Annotated in this window: 11 protein-coding genes; 4 read left to right on the top strand and 7 right to left on the bottom strand. The window is 64.7% G+C overall.

What is annotated here, in order from left to right; genetic code table 11:
* Positions 1-129: 129 nt before the first annotated feature.
* Positions 130-2,466, bottom strand: a complete 2,337-nt coding sequence (locus tag ASD15_RS09465; RefSeq protein WP_057154599.1) for a penicillin-binding protein 1A — start codon at positions 2,464-2,466, stop codon at positions 130-132.
* A gap of 129 nt (positions 2,467-2,595) precedes the next feature.
* Between ASD15_RS09465 and ASD15_RS09460 the strand changes: the two genes are divergently transcribed.
* Positions 2,596-3,882, top strand: a complete 1,287-nt coding sequence (locus ASD15_RS09460; protein ID WP_057154598.1) for an amidohydrolase family protein — start codon at positions 2,596-2,598, stop codon at positions 3,880-3,882.
* A gap of 27 nt (positions 3,883-3,909) precedes the next feature.
* On the opposite strand, the gene ASD15_RS09455 is transcribed toward ASD15_RS09460, so the two are convergent.
* A complete protein-coding gene (locus ASD15_RS09455) occupies positions 3,910-4,899 on the bottom strand; it encodes an NAD-dependent epimerase/dehydratase family protein (RefSeq protein WP_082551710.1) in 990 nt (329 codons plus the stop codon).
* Positions 4,900-5,004: 105 nt separating this feature from the next.
* Between ASD15_RS09455 and ASD15_RS09450 the strand changes: the two genes are divergently transcribed.
* Together ASD15_RS09450 and glpD are read left to right on the top strand one after the other, a co-directional pair.
* Complete coding sequence (locus ASD15_RS09450; protein WP_057154597.1) at positions 5,005-5,931, top strand: LysR substrate-binding domain-containing protein; 927 nt, start codon at positions 5,005-5,007, stop codon at positions 5,929-5,931.
* A gap of 82 nt (positions 5,932-6,013) precedes the next feature.
* Positions 6,014-7,567: a glycerol-3-phosphate dehydrogenase gene (glpD, locus tag ASD15_RS09445; RefSeq protein WP_057154596.1), complete on the top strand. Its 1,554-nt coding sequence runs from the start codon at positions 6,014-6,016 to the stop codon at positions 7,565-7,567.
* Between the two features lie 55 nt (positions 7,568-7,622).
* Here the strand turns inward: glpD and ASD15_RS09440 are convergent, their stop codons facing one another.
* Positions 7,623-9,128: a peptide MFS transporter gene (locus tag ASD15_RS09440; RefSeq protein ID WP_057154595.1), complete on the bottom strand. Its 1,506-nt coding sequence runs from the start codon at positions 9,126-9,128 to the stop codon at positions 7,623-7,625.
* A gap of 312 nt (positions 9,129-9,440) precedes the next feature.
* Here ASD15_RS09440 and ppnN point away from each other — a divergent pair, with 312 nt between their 5' ends.
* On the top strand, positions 9,441-10,811 hold the full coding sequence (gene ppnN / locus ASD15_RS09435) for a nucleotide 5'-monophosphate nucleosidase PpnN (protein ID WP_057154594.1): 1,371 nt from the start codon (positions 9,441-9,443) through the stop codon (positions 10,809-10,811).
* Between the two features lie 7 nt (positions 10,812-10,818).
* On the opposite strand, the gene ASD15_RS09430 is transcribed toward ppnN, so the two are convergent.
* The 4 genes from ASD15_RS09430 to prfB form a co-directional block, all read right to left on the bottom strand.
* Positions 10,819-11,385, bottom strand: a complete 567-nt coding sequence (locus tag ASD15_RS09430; RefSeq protein WP_057154593.1) for a hypothetical protein — start codon at positions 11,383-11,385, stop codon at positions 10,819-10,821.
* A 139-nt stretch (positions 11,386-11,524) separates the two neighbouring features.
* Positions 11,525-13,057: a lysine--tRNA ligase gene (lysS, locus tag ASD15_RS09425; RefSeq protein WP_057154592.1), complete on the bottom strand. Its 1,533-nt coding sequence runs from the start codon at positions 13,055-13,057 to the stop codon at positions 11,525-11,527.
* 16 nt (positions 13,058-13,073) lie between these two features.
* Complete coding sequence (locus ASD15_RS09420) at positions 13,074-13,748, bottom strand: HAD family phosphatase (RefSeq protein ID WP_057154591.1); 675 nt, start codon at positions 13,746-13,748, stop codon at positions 13,074-13,076.
* Positions 13,748-14,852 (bottom strand): peptide chain release factor 2 gene (gene prfB / locus ASD15_RS09415; protein WP_157200879.1). Its coding sequence is split into 2 segments (ribosomal slippage): positions 13,748-14,770 and positions 14,772-14,852, totalling 1,104 coding nucleotides; the frame shifts between segments, so codons are not numbered across the junction. The genes ASD15_RS09420 and prfB overlap by 1 nt, the downstream gene beginning before the upstream one ends.
* Positions 14,853-14,993 lie beyond the last annotated feature (141 nt).

The raw sequence follows: 14,993 nt of genomic DNA, 5'->3' as shown, positions 1-14,993 counted from the left end.
GCATTGCGGTTGGGGGGGCACTTGGGTGCATGGCCGTGCCGATCCGGTTTGGCTCGCCAGGCCATGTGCTTGGCCCGGCAAGCCGGCGGAACGTTGTTTTTTGTGCCAGCGTTGCGGGCCATTCCTCCGTTACGGTTGTACCGGCGTGGGCTGGACGTTGGTGGCGCCCGGTTCCTGCACCGGCGCCGGCGGCTGGCCATCGAGGTCGATGGTGCGCACCGAATTGTCGTTGAGGTATTCGGCGTAGATCCAGGAACCGTCTTCGGCCTGCACCACGCCTTCGGGCACGGGGCGTTCGCGCGGCGGCGCCTTTTGCAGCGCCACGCGCATGTAGTCGATCCAGATCGGCATGGCCAGGGTGGCGCCGAACTCGCGCCCACCCAGCGACTTCGGATCGTCGTAGCCCATCCACGCGACCCCGACCACGCCGCCGCCGTAGCCGGCGAACCAGCCGTCCACCGCGTCGTTGGTGGTACCGGTCTTGCCGGCCAGGTCGGCCCGGCCCAGGCGCGCGCCGGCTTGCGCGCCGGTGCCGCTGCGTACCACTTCGCGCAGCATGGTGTCGGTGATGAAGGCGTTGCGCGGGTCGAGCACGCGGTTGGCTTCCTGCGCCGCCTGCTGCGGCCTGGTCTCGGACAGCACCTTGCCGTTGCCGTCGACGATGCGCGAGATCAGGTAAGGCTGCACCTGGTAGCCGCCGTTGGCGAACACCGAATAGGCGCCGGCCAGTTGCTGCGGCGTGACGGCGCCGGTGCCCAGCGTCATGGTCAAATTGGTCGGATGCCTGGACGGCGTGAAGCCGAACTTGTCCAGGAAACCGTGCGCGTAGGGCACGCCCACCGCGCGCAGCAGGCGCACCGAGGTGACGTTCTTCGACTTGGCCAGCGACACGTGCATGGAGATGGGACCGTCGTAGACGTTGTCGTCGTTCTGCGGGTCCCAGCCGCCGGTGTCCACGCCGGTGTCGGACAGTTTCACGTCGTTGATCAATGTGCCGGGGAAGTAGCCCTTTTCCAGCGCCGACGAATAGACGAAGGGCTTGATCGAGGAGCCGGGCTGGCGCCAGGCCTGGGTAACGTGGTTGAACTGATGCAGGTTGAAGTCGAAGCCGCCCACCATGGCGTGGTAGGCGCCGGTGGCCGAATCCAGCGACACGAAGGCCGCCGCGACTTGCGGCACCTGGGTGATCGCCCAGCGCTTCTTATCCACTTGCGATACGCGCACGATGGCGCCGGGCCGCAGCCTGAGGCCGGCCTTGGCCTTCTCGCCCAGGCCGGGCGCCGCCAGCTTCAGGCCGTCGCCGGTGATCTCGTGCTCCTCGCCGTCGATGGTCTCCACCGTCACGCTCTTGGGCGATGCGGCCAGCACCACGGCCGGGATCAGCCGGTCGCTGCTGCGGCGCTTCTGCAGCGCTTCGTCGATGGCGTCCTCGCGCTCATCCGGATCAGAAGGCAGGTCGATGAAGGCTTCCGGGCCGCGGTAGCCGTGGCGCTGGTCGTAGTTCAGCACGTTGCGGCGCACCGATTCATAGGCCGCCTCCTGGTCCGCCTTCAGGATGGTGGTGTAGACGCTGATGCCGCGCGAGTACGACTCTTCCTTGTATTGTTCGTACACCGCCTGGCGCGCCAGCTCGGCCACGTATTCGGCGTGCACGTCGAACTCCTGGCCTTTCGGATTGATGTGCAAGGTTTCCTTCAGCGCCTGCTCGTACTGCGCCGCGGTGATGACGCCCTGGTCGCGCATGGCCTTCAGCACCAGGTGCTGGCGCAGGCGCGCGCGCTTGGGATTGGCCACCGGGTTGTTGCGCGCCGGATTTTGCGGCAGGCCGGCCAGCATCGCCGTTTCCGCAACCGACAGCTCTTTCAGCGACTTGCTGAAATAGGCCTGCGAGGCGCTGGCGAAGCCGTAAGAGCGCTGGCCCAGGTAGATCTGGTTCAGGTACAGCTCCAGGATCTTGTCCTTGCTGAGCTCTCCTTCCAATTTATAGGACAGCATGACCTCGGTCATCTTGCGGCCCAGTTTCTTGTCGCGCGTCAGGTAGAAGTTGCGCGCCACCTGCATGGTGATGGTGGAGCCGCCCTGGCGGAAGCTGCCGCGCAGGTTGGACTTGAGCGCGCCCATGGCGCGTATCCAGTCGATGCCGCCGTGGTCGTAGAAGCGCTTGTCCTCGATGGCGAGGACGGCTTTCTTCATCAGCTCCGGCACGTCCTTGATGGCGACGAAGTCACGGTGTTCTTCGCCGAACTCGCCGATCAGGGCATTGTCTGCCGTGTAGATGCGCAGCGGGATCTTGGGCTGGTAATCGGTGACGGCGTCCAGCTCGGGCAGGTTGGGGCCGATGAACAGCACCATGTAGGCGCCCAGCAGGACGGCGCCCGCCGCGGCGGCGATGCCGCCCACGGCGGCGGTGCGGATAAGATTGCGGCGGTTGAGCCACTTCGGCAATGCAGGAGTGTTGGCAGTCAAAACAGGTACTCATGGTTGCGCAGCTTGTGCGGATGCGGGCAATTATAGTCCAACGGGGAGCGCGCCCATTCGCATTCGATGGTACTTATGCTACGCTTGCCGCTCGTTAAACTTTACGGGAATGTATCCATGCGCGCCAAGTCTGCCCTGGGTCTGCTGCTGTTGTTGAATGGTGCCGTTGCCGGCGCCGCCGTCCAAACCGTCGATTGCGGCCGCCTGCTGGACGTCAAGGCCGGCGTCTGGCGCGAGCGCGTCAGCGTGGTGATCGACAACGGCGTGGTCAAGTCGGTGGCGCCCACCGGCGCCGCCAAGGGCGATATCGATTTGAGCGGCCAGTCCTGCCTGCCCGGCCTGATCGACATGCACGTGCACCTGACGGGCGAGTCGCACAAGGAGGTGGAAACGCTGCGCATGAAGCTGAGCCAGGACGTGGCGGACGACGCCTACCGTTCGGTGGCCTATGCCGAGCGCACGCTGAAGGCCGGCTTCACCACGGTGCGCGACCTGGGCGCCGGCGACGGCTTGAACGTGTCGCTCAAGCGTGCCATCAACAGCGGCGCCATTCCCGGCCCGCGCATGTACACCTCAGGCACCGCCATTGCGACCACCGGCGGCCACGGCGACGGCACCAACGGCCTGTCGCGTGAACTGGGCAAGGCGGTCGGCCATCCGACCCCGTACGACGGCGTGATCAACGGTCCGGACCAGGCGCGCGAAGCGGTGCGCGCGCGCTACAAGGAAGGCGCGGACCTGATCAAGATTACCGCCACCGGCGGGGTGCTGAGCCAGGCCGCCAGTGGCCAGAATTCGCAGTTCACGGACGAGGAATTGAAAGCCATCGCGGCCACCGCCAAGGACTATGGCTTCCGCGTGGCGGTGCACGCGCACGGCGTGGAAGGCATCAAGCGTGCGCTGCGTGCCGGGCTGGATTCGATCGAGCATGGCAGCTATATGGACGACGAGGCCATCGCGCTGTTCAAGAAGCACGGCGCGTACTACGTGCCCACCATCAGCGCCGGGCGCTACGTGGCGGAGAAGGCCAAGGACCCGGAATTCTTTTCACCGATGGTGCGGCCCAAGGCGGCGGCCATCGGGCCGCTGATCCAGGCCACCTTCGGCAAGGCCTACAAGGCCGGCGTGAAGATCGCCTTCGGCACCGACGCGGGTGTCTTCCCGCACGGGGAGAACGCCAGGGAATTCGCCTACATGGTGGAAGCGGGCATGCCGGCGCTGGAAGCGATCCGCTCGGCCACGCTGAACGCGGCCGAGCTGCTGAACCAGGGCAGCCGCCTGGGCTCCGTGGAACCGGGCTACGCCGCCGACATCGTCGCCGTCAGCGGCGACCCGCTGAAGGACATCCGCGTGCTGCAGCAGGTGCAGTTTGTGATGAAGGACGGCGTGGTCTTCAAGCGCTGAGCCCAGCGCTGAACTCCCCGTCCTGGGTCAGGCCATGCAGGCATCCTGCGGCTGGGCGGACGGCGCCAGCCGAACGTTGACCGCGCCGGCCGGCAGGCCGCACACCAGCTCCGGCTGCAGCTGGTGGATGGCCAGGTCCAGCCAGCCGGCGGTGTCGCCGAAGCGGTAGCCCAGGCTGGCGGCGCGCGCCGTGTCCATGACGAAGGGGAAGGGATAGTCGAACGGACTCAAGCCCGCCTGCGTGGTGAGCGGCAGCGCGCGCACCTTTTCGCCCAGCACCGCGCCCACGCGGCGGTGCAGGTCCAGCGCCGACAGGGCGCCGTTGCCGGCCGCGTTCACCGGGCCGAGGAAGTCCTGCAGGCCGGCCCACAGCAGGAAGTCGCCGGCCGCGTCCGCGCTGATAAAGGAGCTGGCCGCGCTGGCGTTGGCGTACAGCAGCGCCTGGCCCGATTGCGCCAGCGCCACGTAGTACGCCAGGCGGCCGGTGAAGTCGTCGCCGCCCAGCACGTGGCCGAAGCGCACCGTCACCACCGGCAGCTTGCCGCTGCGGTACAGCACCGCTTCGGCCTGGCGTTTGCCCTCGGCGTAGTTCTCGTCGGCCACCAGCGGGTCGTTCCACGGGCAGTCCAGGTCGACGCGCACGGTGCGCAGGTCCAGGTCCAGCTCCGTCAACGGGTCTTCCTGGCGGCCCAGCAAGCGCCGGTACACCTCGATGGTGGACGCCATCACGTAGCGCTCCACCTTGCCTGCAAAGACTTCGACGGCAATAGCGGCGTCCAGCGGGGTGTAGCACAGCTGGTCATACACGATATCGTAGCCTTGGCTGCCGGCAAAGGCGGCGCGCATGGCGGCATGGTCGCGGCGGTCTATCAGGATACGCTGGACGCGGCTGCCGAAGCTGTCCGCAGTGCGGCCGCGCGTGGCCAGCGTGACACGGTGGCCGGCCGCCAGCAGCTTCTGGACCAGCAATTTTCCGAAATAGCGCGTGCCGCCGATCACCAAGATATTCTTGTGCATGATAATCTCCTGTTTGTGTGGAATCATTGTCGCGCCTGGCGGATGGGCGATCAAACGAGAAAATTGCCAGTCTGAGAACAAGTTAAACTAATTCATGGAGTTTGCATGGCCAAGCCGCTGCGCAGCCTGTCGGGGTTGATCGACCTGGAGTCCGCCGCCCGCTGGGGCAGTTTCAAGCTGGCGGCGGAGGAGCTGCACAAGACCCCGGCCGCCGTCAGCCAGCAGATCAAGAACCTGGAGGAGGAACTGGGCTTCGCGCTGTTCCTGCGCCACCCGCGCCACGTGGCCCTGACCGAGAAAGGGCGCGATTTTTCGGCCACCGTGGCGCGCGTGCTGGGCGAGCTGCGCACCAAGGCGGCGGCGCTGCAGAAGAGTGGGGAGGAATGCGTGCTGCGTATCTCCAGCACCCATTCGTTCGCGCTGAAATGGCTGGCGCCGCGCTTGACCCACTTCACGCGGCTGCACCCGGACCTGGACATCCGCCTGCACGCCAACGACCGCAACGTGAGCCTGGAAGACGACAGCGTGGACGTGGCCATCCGCTATGGCGCCTACGAGCCGGGCGATCCCACCATCCTGTTCGATGAGCGGCTGGTGGCGGTCTACAGTCCGGACATCCTGCCGCCCGGGCGCAGCGAGTTTACGCTGGCCGATTTGCGCACCCTGCCTTTGCTGGACGAGGGCAGCAATGTGCACTGGGACCGCTATGTGGCCGCCAACGGACTGCCCCGGGGCGGCTACAGCGTCTCGCGCGGCTATAGCCACTGGGGCGTGCTGGCGCAGGCGGCCGTGGCCGGGCAGGGCGTGGCGCTGGCCGCGTTCAGCATCGTCTACGAGGACTTGCGCAAGGGCGACCTGCACATGATCGCCGGCCGGTCCATCAGCTACCATTCCGGCTACCGCTTCCTGGTCAACATCAACAAGGAGCGCCTGCCCAAGATCGAGCGTTTCCGCGCCTGGCTGGTGGACGAGATGGCAGAGATGCAGCGCGCGCTGACAGCCTGTTCGTGTGGCGCCGGCGGGAGCATGTAGAGCGGATATGCATATCAGGGGTTGCCAGATTCTTCATAAATGGCGTATCTTTATCCTACGCAACACATCGGATGACTAGGCAATGACGGCTGTGCGGTACGACATGGAGTGCGATCTGCTGGTGATAGGCGGCGGCATCAATGGCGCCGGGATAGCGCGCGACGCTGCGGGGCGCGGCCTGTGCGTGGTGCTGTGCGAGAAGGACGACCTGGCGTCGCACACCTCCTCCGCGTCCACCAAGCTGATACACGGTGGCCTGCGCTACCTCGAATATTATGAATTCTCGCTGGTGCGCAAGGCGCTGATCGAGCGGGAAGTGCTGCTGCGCGCCGCCCCGCACATCATGCGCCCGCTGCGTTTTGTCATGCCGCACGCGCCCGGCCAGCGGCCTGCGCTGCTGATACGCGCCGGCCTGTTCCTGTACGACTTCCTGGCCAAGCGCGAGCTGCTGCCCGGCTCCAGCGGCATCCGCCTGGGCTGCCATGTGGCGGGGCGGCCCCTCAAGCCCGAGTTCAAACGCGGTTTTGTGTATTCGGACGGCTGGGTGGACGACGCCCGCCTGGTGGTGCTGAACGCCATGGACGCCTGCATGCACGGCGCCGCCGTCAAGACCCGCACCGCCTGCACCGCGCTGCGGCGCAGCGAGGACGGCGGCAGCTGGTACGCCACCCTGCGCGGCCCGGACGGTGCGGAAACCGAAGTGCGCGCGCGCGGCGTGGTCAACGCGGCCGGTCCCTGGACCGCCAGCCTGCTGGGCCAGGCGCTGCCGCAGCGGCGCAGCCAGCACCTGCGGCTGATCAAGGGCAGCCATATCGTGGTCAAGCGCATTTTCGAGCACGACCACGCCTACATCTTCCAGAACCGCGACGGCCGCATCGTGTTCGCCATTCCCTACGAGCAGGACTACACGCTGATCGGCACCACCGACCTGGATTACAAGGGCGACCCGAACCGGGTCGCGATCGACGCCGAGGAGGTGTCCTATCTGTGCGAGCTGGTCAGCCAGTATTTCAAGGCGCCGGTGCGGCCGGAGCACGTGGTGTGGAGCTACGCGGGCGTGCGGCCGCTGGTGGAGGACGAGGCGCAGGACGCCAAGGCGGTCACGCGCGACTACCGGCTGGAAATGGACAGTGGCGATGGCGCTGGGCAGGCCCCGCTGCTGAGCATCTTCGGCGGCAAGATCACCACCTACCGCAAGCTGGCCGAGGAAGCGGTGGACCTGCTGTGCAAGGCGCTGGACAACCGCAAGCCGGGATGGACGGCCAAGGCCTGCCTGCCGGGCGGCGACCTGTACGGCGACACGCCGCAAAATTGCGCCGTGCTGCGCTACGACGAGTGGCGCGACAAGCTGCTGCAGCAGTACCGGTGGCTGCCGCGTACCCTGGTGGCGCGCTACGCGCGCGCGTACGGCACGCGCATCCACACCTTGCTGGCCGGGCGCGTGAAGCTGGAGGACATGGGGCCGGAACTGGAGCCGGCGCTGTACCAGGCCGAAGTGGACTACCTGCGCCGCTACGAATGGGCCGCGACGGCCGATGACATCCTGTGGCGGCGCTCCAAGCTCGGGTTGCACGTGCCGCCCGGCGCGGGCGCGCGGCTGACGGAATGGATGGCCTTGCATCCCTTGCAGGCATAAAAAAACGGCAGCCTGGGCTGCCGTTTCTCATGGTGCGCGGAAGTTCAAACCACGCTTACTTCACGCCGTGCATCAGTTTCTGGATCAGCGGTGCGATCAGGAACAGCAGCACGCCGCCAGCCATCAGGATCCAGAAGCCCTGGGTATAGGCCGACAGTGCAGTGGTGACCGACATGCCGCTTTCGCCGGAGGCGTGGGAAGCGAAGATGCCCGACAGGTTGTTGCCGATGCCGGTGGACAGGAACCAGCCGCCCATGCCCAGGCCTACCAGGCGGGTAGGGGCCAGCTTGGTGACCATGGACAGGCCGATAGGCGACAGGCACAGCTCGCCCACGGACTGGATCACGTACACCATGAACAGGGTCCAGAATGGGATCTTGCTGTCGGCGCCAACCAGCGAGGACAGCGAGAACCACAGCAGGCCGAAGGCGGCTGCATTGAACAGGATGCCCAGGCCGAACTTACGCGGGATGGACGGATTGGCGTTCTTTTTGGCCAGCATCACCCAGGCGGTGGCGACAATCGGCGCACAGGCGATGATGGCGATCGAGTTCACGGTCTGGAACCAGGCGGTCGGGAAGGTCCAGCCGCCGAAGTCGCGGCGCACGATGTTATCGGCCAGGAAGGTGAAGGAACTGCCGGCCTGCTCGAAGAACATCCAGAACATGATGTTGAAGGTGAAGATCACCATCATGGCGATGACCTTGTCGCGCGCCACGGCGCCGTTGCGGAAGCCTTCGATCATCAGCATGGCGGCCAGGATCAGGAACAGCACCGTCAGCACCACTTGCAGCTTGGCGGCGCCCACTGCCAGCAGCAGGTAGACCACCGGGATCACGGCCAGGGCGCCCAGCACCACGTACAGCACGCGGCCCATGCCCATGGCGGCAGGATCGGGCGCACCGATGCCTTTCAGCTGTGCGCGGCCGATGAAGAACCAGATCAGGCTGATGATCATGCCCACGCCGGCGGCCATGAAGACTACCTTGTAGGAAGGCATGCCGTCGACGCCGAACACTTGCTCGGCCAGCACCTGGGTCAGCACCGGGGCGATCAGCGCGCCGGTGTTGATGCCCATGTAGAAGATGGTGAAGCCGGAATCGCGGCGCGGATCGGCTACGCTGTACAGCTTGCCGACCATGGTCGAGATGTTCGGTTTGAACAGGCCGTTACCGACGATGATGGTGGCCAGGCCGATCTTGAAGATGGTGTCGTCCGGGATGGCGATGGCGAACAGGCCGGCCGCCATGAACACGGCGCCTACCAGGATCGAGCGCTGGTAGCCGAGCACGCGGTCGGCCACGTAGCCGCCGAACAGCGCCGCCGCGTACACCAGGGCCAGGTAGGAGCCGTAAGTGAGGTTGGCGCTGGCCTGGCCGGCGGCGTCGCCACCGAAGAACTGGGCCACGATGTACAGCACTAATGCCCACCGGATGCCGTAGAACGCGAAGCGCTCCCAGAACTCGGTCATGAATAGCATCCACAGCGGGGCCGGATGGCCCAGGATCTGTTTGAACTCGGGAAGGTTGACTTCCGGGCTCTGCGTAGTTGCACCGCTCATGCGGCTTCTCCTGAAAAATTTTTTGATTAGATAAAAAAATATGGGACCGGACTAAGCAAGCGCGCTTGTAGCGTGGTTGCCGGTGGTCCGAGTCCCAACAGGGCGCCATTTTAATCTACCGCGCACTTATGTCCAGCAATTAGCTTGCTGCGCCGCAGCAATATGGCTAAACTCGCAACGAGCGCGGGCTAAGCGATAGGCGTTCCCTATCAAACTCCGGCCCCAAAGCGCTGGAGTTGTCGTATATTGGTGTCGCAAGCTCAAGAGTTGCGTTGTAGATTTGTTGTGTGGATCTAGAAAAGGAATGGCACCATGGAACATGACGTTGTCGATACCCTCATTTCCCCTGAAGGCATGCTGGAAGTGCTTTCCAAGGCGGAAGTCATAAAGTTGCTCGATTCCGGCAAGGGCGGGCTGTACAACATCTTCCGCAACTGCGCCCTGGCGGTGCTGAACTGCGGTAGCACTATCGACGATGGAAAGGAATTGCTGGAGCGTTACAAGTCGTTCGACATCAACATCATGCAGCGCGAGCGCGGTATCAAGCTCGACATCAAGGGCGCGCCGGCCATCGCCTTCGTCGACGGCAAGATGATCAAAGGCATCCACGAGCATTTGTTTGCGGTGCTGCGCGATATCGTCTTTGTCAGCAATGAAGTGACGGACAATCCGAAGTTCGACCTGAGCCGCACGGACGGCATTACCGACGCGGTATTCCACATCCTGCGCAATGCCAACGTGCTGAAGCCACACCTGAACCCGAACCTGGTGGTGTGCTGGGGCGGCCACTCGATCAACCGCGCGGAATACAATTATTCGAAAGAAGTGGGCTACCAGATGGGCTTGCGCGGTCTGGACATCTGCACCGGCTGCGGTCCCGGTGCGATGAAGGGGCCGATGAAAGGCGCCACCATCGGCCACGCCAAGCAGCGCACGCACCAGGGCCGCTACCTGGGCATTTCCGAGCCGGGCATTATCGCGGCCGAGTCGCCCAACCCCATCGTCAATGACCTGGTCATCATGCCGGACATCGAGAAGCGGCTGGAGGCGTTCGTGCGCGCCGGCCATGGCATCGTGGTGTTCCCGGGCGGCGCCGGTACGGCGGAGGAGATCCTGTACATCCTCGGCATCCTGCTGCACCCGGAGAACGCGGATATTCCGTTCCCGCTGGTGTTCACCGGTCCGGAAACCTCGCGCGAGTATTTCGTGCAGATCAACCAGTTCATCGCCGACACACTGGGCCCCGAGGCGCAGAAGCGCTACAAGATCATCGTGGACGACCCGGAACTGGTGGCGCGCGAAATGCAGGCCGGCATCAAGGAAGTGCGCGAATTCCGCAAGGCGCGCAGCGACGCTTATTACTTCAACTGGGCGCTGAAAATCGACCAGGAATTCCAGAAGCCGTTCGCGCCAACGCACGAGAACATGCGCAACCTGAGCCTGCACAAAAACCAGGCCACGCACCTGCTGGCGGCCAACTTGCGCCGGGCGTTTTCGGGCGTGGTGGCTGGCAATGTGAAGGACGAGGGTATTCGCGCCATCGAGAAGTACGGCCACTTCGAAATCCACGGTGACCCGTCCATCATGGGGCCGATGGACTCGCTGCTGGCGTCCTTCGTGGCGCAAAGCCGGATGAAGCTGGCCGGCAAGGCATACACGCCTTGCTACCGCATCGTCCAGTAACAGCTGCCTAAGGCCCGGGCGCGCGCCGGTTCCGCTGGCGCGCGCGCTCGGCCCTTTCTTCCGCGAAGCGCGCGTCCAGGCTGGCGTCGATGCGCGCGAATTCCTCGCGCTGCTTGACGCCCAGGCGGGCAAACTCCTCGCGCTGCCTGGCTTCCAGGCGCGCAAAGTCCTCGCGCTGCTTCAGTATCATCTGGTTGAATTGCGCATCCTGCTCCACCATGCGTTGCCCGAGCTTGGTGTACATGGCGCCCAGTTCCTCGCCCTTGTCGAGCCCGGCCAGCATGCCGGTGAACACCGTCGCGTTGATGGCGCCCACGCCGAGGATGATGGTGAGCGTAGAGGTGATGGCCGTGATGATCATGGCCTTGTACGGGGCGGCGAGCTTTGCGTCGAGTTTCGCCTCGAGTCTTGCTTCGAACGCCGCAAGTCTCACATCCATTTCCGCCTTGAACGCGCTTAGCTCTGCTTCCATGCGGGCGCAGCGTGCGTCCATGCGGGCAAAGAAGACCTCGGCGGACATGCGAACATTGTCCAGCTTGGCGTCGATCTCTTCCCTGGTGGGCGGCCCGTTCATTGCCCCATGCTGCGCCGCGCCCTGTCGTGCGTCAAGCGAACCCGGCTGCCTGCTGAGACGGCGCAAACGGACGTAAAAAAAAGCCGCCGGGCTTGCTGGCCGGGCGGCTTCTTGCGTGCGTCGGAAGATCGGTCCCCGATCAGTCTTCCTTGCGCAGGTGCGGGAACAGCAGCACGTCGCGGATGTTCGGCGAATCGGTGATGATCATCATCAGGCGGTCGATGCCGATGCCGCAGCCGCCGGCCGGCGGCATGCCGTATTCCAGCGCGCGGATGTAGTCCGCGTCGTAGAACATGGCTTCGTCGTCGCCGGCTTCTTTGGCGGCAACCTGCGCCAGGAAGCGCGCCGACTGGTCTTCCGCGTCGTTCAGCTCGGAGAAGCCGTTGGCGATCTCGCGGCCCACCATGAACAGCTCGAAGCGCTCGGTGATGCCTTCGCGGGTGTCCGAGGCGCGCGCCAGCGGCGACACTTCAACCGGGTAGTCGATGATGTAGGTCGGTTCCCACAGCTGCGACTCGGCGGTCTCTTCGAACAGCGCCAGTTGCAGCGCGCCCAGGCCCGAGTGCGCGTGCGGCTTGACGCCGAACTTCTTCAGTTCCGCCTTGATGAATTCCGCGTCGTTCAACTGCGCCTCGGTGTAGCCCGGCGCGTACTTGTTGATCGCTTCCACGATGGTCAGGCGGTGGAACGGCTTGGCCAGGTCCAGCTCGCGGCCGCCGTAGGTCAGGGTGGCGGTGCCGTGCGCGTCGACGGCGGCCTGGCGGATAACGGCTTCGGTGAAGTCCATCAGCCACTTGTAGTCGGTGTAGGCCGCGTAGAACTCCATCATGGTGAATTCAGGGTTGTGACGGATCGACACGCCTTCGTTGCGGAAGTTGCGGTTGATCTCGAATACGCGGTCGAAGCCGCCCACCACCAGGCGCTTCAGGTACAGCTCGGGCGCGATGCGCAGGTACATCTGCATGTCCAGCGCGTTGTGGTGGGTGATGAAAGGCTTGGCTGCGGCGCCACCTGGAATGGTGTGCAGCATCGGCGTTTCCACTTCCATGAACTCGTTCTTTTCCATGAAGCGGCGGATCGACGACATGGCGGCGGTGCGGGCCTTGAAGGTGCGGCGGGTTTCCTCGCTCATGATCAGGTCCACGTAGCGCTGGCGGTACTTGGTTTCCTGGTCGGCCAGGCCGTGGAACTTGTCCGGCAGCGGGCGCAGCGACTTGGTGATCAGGCGCAGTTCGGTGACCTTGATGGTCAGTTCGTCGGTCTTGGTCTTGAACAGGGTGCCGGTCACGCCCAGGATGTCGCCCAGGTCGTAGTGGTGCAGCGCAGCCATGGCCGCTTCGCCCGTCAGGTCCAGCGTGGCGTAGATCTGGATGCGGCCGTCGGCCTTGGCGCCGGAGGAATCCTGCAGCGTGGCGAAGGCAGCCTTCTTGCCGGCTTCGCGCTTGAGCATCATGCGGCCGGCCAGCACCACTTCCACCGGAGTGGCTTCCAGCTCTTCGCGGGTCTTTTCGCCGTACTGGATGTGCAGGTCCGCAGCCTTGTGCTGCGGCTTGAAGTCGTTCGGGAAGGCCACGCCCTGTTCGCGGATGGCGGCCAGCTTGGCGCGGCGCTCGGCGATGATCTTGTTCTCGTCCTGCGGGGCGGCTGCTTGTTCTTGGTTATCCGTAGTCATGATTGTATTTAGTAGATTAATTAATTTCAGCTGCAAAGAGTTCAGCGATATTGAGCTCGCTGAAGTCGCGCGCCACGCAGATCACGTTGTCGAATTCGGCAAAGGCCCCGGCCGGCAGGGTGGTGGTCAGCACCACCGCGCGCATGCCGGCGCGGCGTGCCGCTTCCACGCCCAGCGGCGCGTCCTCGAACACGATGCAATGCTCGGGCGGCACGCCGCAGCGCTCGGCCGCCAGCAGGAACACGTCTGGATTCGGCTTGCCGCGCGCCACGTCGGCCGCGCCGACCACAGTGTTGAAATGCTTGCGCAGATCCAGCCCGTCCAGCGTGAAGACGATGTTGTCGTTCGGGGCCGCGGTGGCCACGGCCAGCGCCACGCCGTCGGCCTTGGCGCCTGCGATCAGCTGGTCGAATCCGGGCACGGTTGCCAGGTGCGGGCCGTACAGCTCGCGGTACAGCGCTTCTTTCTCTGCATCCAGCTCCGCGCTGCTTTCCTTGGTGATGTGCTCGCCGAGGTAGCTGCGCATGATTTCATGGCCCTGGCGGCCCGCCGTGGCGCGGAAGAACTCGTCCGCGTCCAGCGCGTGGCCGCGCCGCTCGAAGAAGGCCAGCCACGACTTGGTGTGGAAGGCCATGTTATCGACGATGGTGCCGTCCATGTCGAAGATGAACGCGCGGGATGCCTGAGCCATTAGACGCCTTGCTTGAGGGATGCCGAGATGAACTCGTCCAGGTCGCCGTCCAGCACGCCCTTGGTGTTGCCGGTTTCGAAGCCGGTGCGCAAGTCCTTGATGCGCGACTGGTCCAGCACGTAGGAGCGGATCTGGTGGCCCCAGCCGACGTCGGTCTTGGAGTCTTCCAGCTTCTGCTGCTCGCTCATGCGCTTGCGCAGTTCCAGTTCGTACAGCTTGGCTTTCAGCATGTCCATCGCCTCGGCCTTGTTGCGGTGCTGCGAACGGTCGTTCTGGCACTGCACCACGATGCCGGACGGGCCGTGCGTCAGGCGTACCGCGGAGTCGGTCTTGTTGATGTGCTGGCCGCCGGCGCCGGACGCGCGGTAGGTATCGATGCGCAGGTCGGCCGGGTTGATCTCGATGTCGATCGAATCATCCACTTCCGGGTACACGAACAGCGACGTAAACGAGGTATGGCGGCCGTTGGCCGAGTCGAACGGGGACTTGCGCACCAGGCGGTGCACGCCGGTCTCCGTGCGCAGATAGCCGTAGGCGTGGTCGCCCTCGACCTTCAGGGTGGCGGTCTTGATGCCGGCCACCTCGCCGTCGGACTGTTCCATCACCTCGACCTTGAAGCCCTTGCGCTCACAATAGCGCAGGTACTGGCGCAGCAGCATGGAGGCCCAGTCCTGGGCTTCGGTGCCGCCGGCGCCGGCCTGGATGTCGATGAAGCAGTTGTTCGGGTCCATCGGATTGTTGAACATCCGGCGGAATTCCATGCCCTCGATGACGGCCTTGATCTCTTCGGTGTCGGCGATGACCGCTTCCAGCGTGTCGTCGTCGCCTTCTTCCTTGGCCATGGCGAACAGGTCGGCCATGTCTTTCAGGTCGGCGTCAGCCTTGGTCAGGGTGTGGACGATGGCTTCCAGCGCCTTCTTTTCGCGGCCCAGGTCCTGGGCGCGTTTCGGGTCATTCCAGACGCTGGGGTCTTCCAGTTCTTCGTTTACTTGCTCGAGTTTCTCCGACTTGACAGTGAAGTCAAAGATACCTCCGAAGTTCGGCTTCGCGGGTCGTCAGATCGGCGAGCAGGGCGGAGAGGGCGTTGATGCGTTCGGCTTCCATGATCTTGGTCTTCTAGTGGTGTAATCAAACCTTGGATTATACCCTAGAGGACGCAAGCCCTTATAGCGCATTTCACTGCGCGCGCCGCCGGCGGCACGGGCTTGGCCGCCGTGCCGCGCAGGGCGCTGCCTCAGATGGTTT

This window comes from Massilia sp. Root351 (genome assembly GCF_001425045.1).
Classification (GTDB): domain Bacteria; phylum Pseudomonadota; class Gammaproteobacteria; order Burkholderiales; family Burkholderiaceae_D; genus Rugamonas.
The sequence above is the reverse complement of the archived record's forward strand: the minus strand, read 5'-3'. Positions and strand labels throughout refer to the sequence as shown.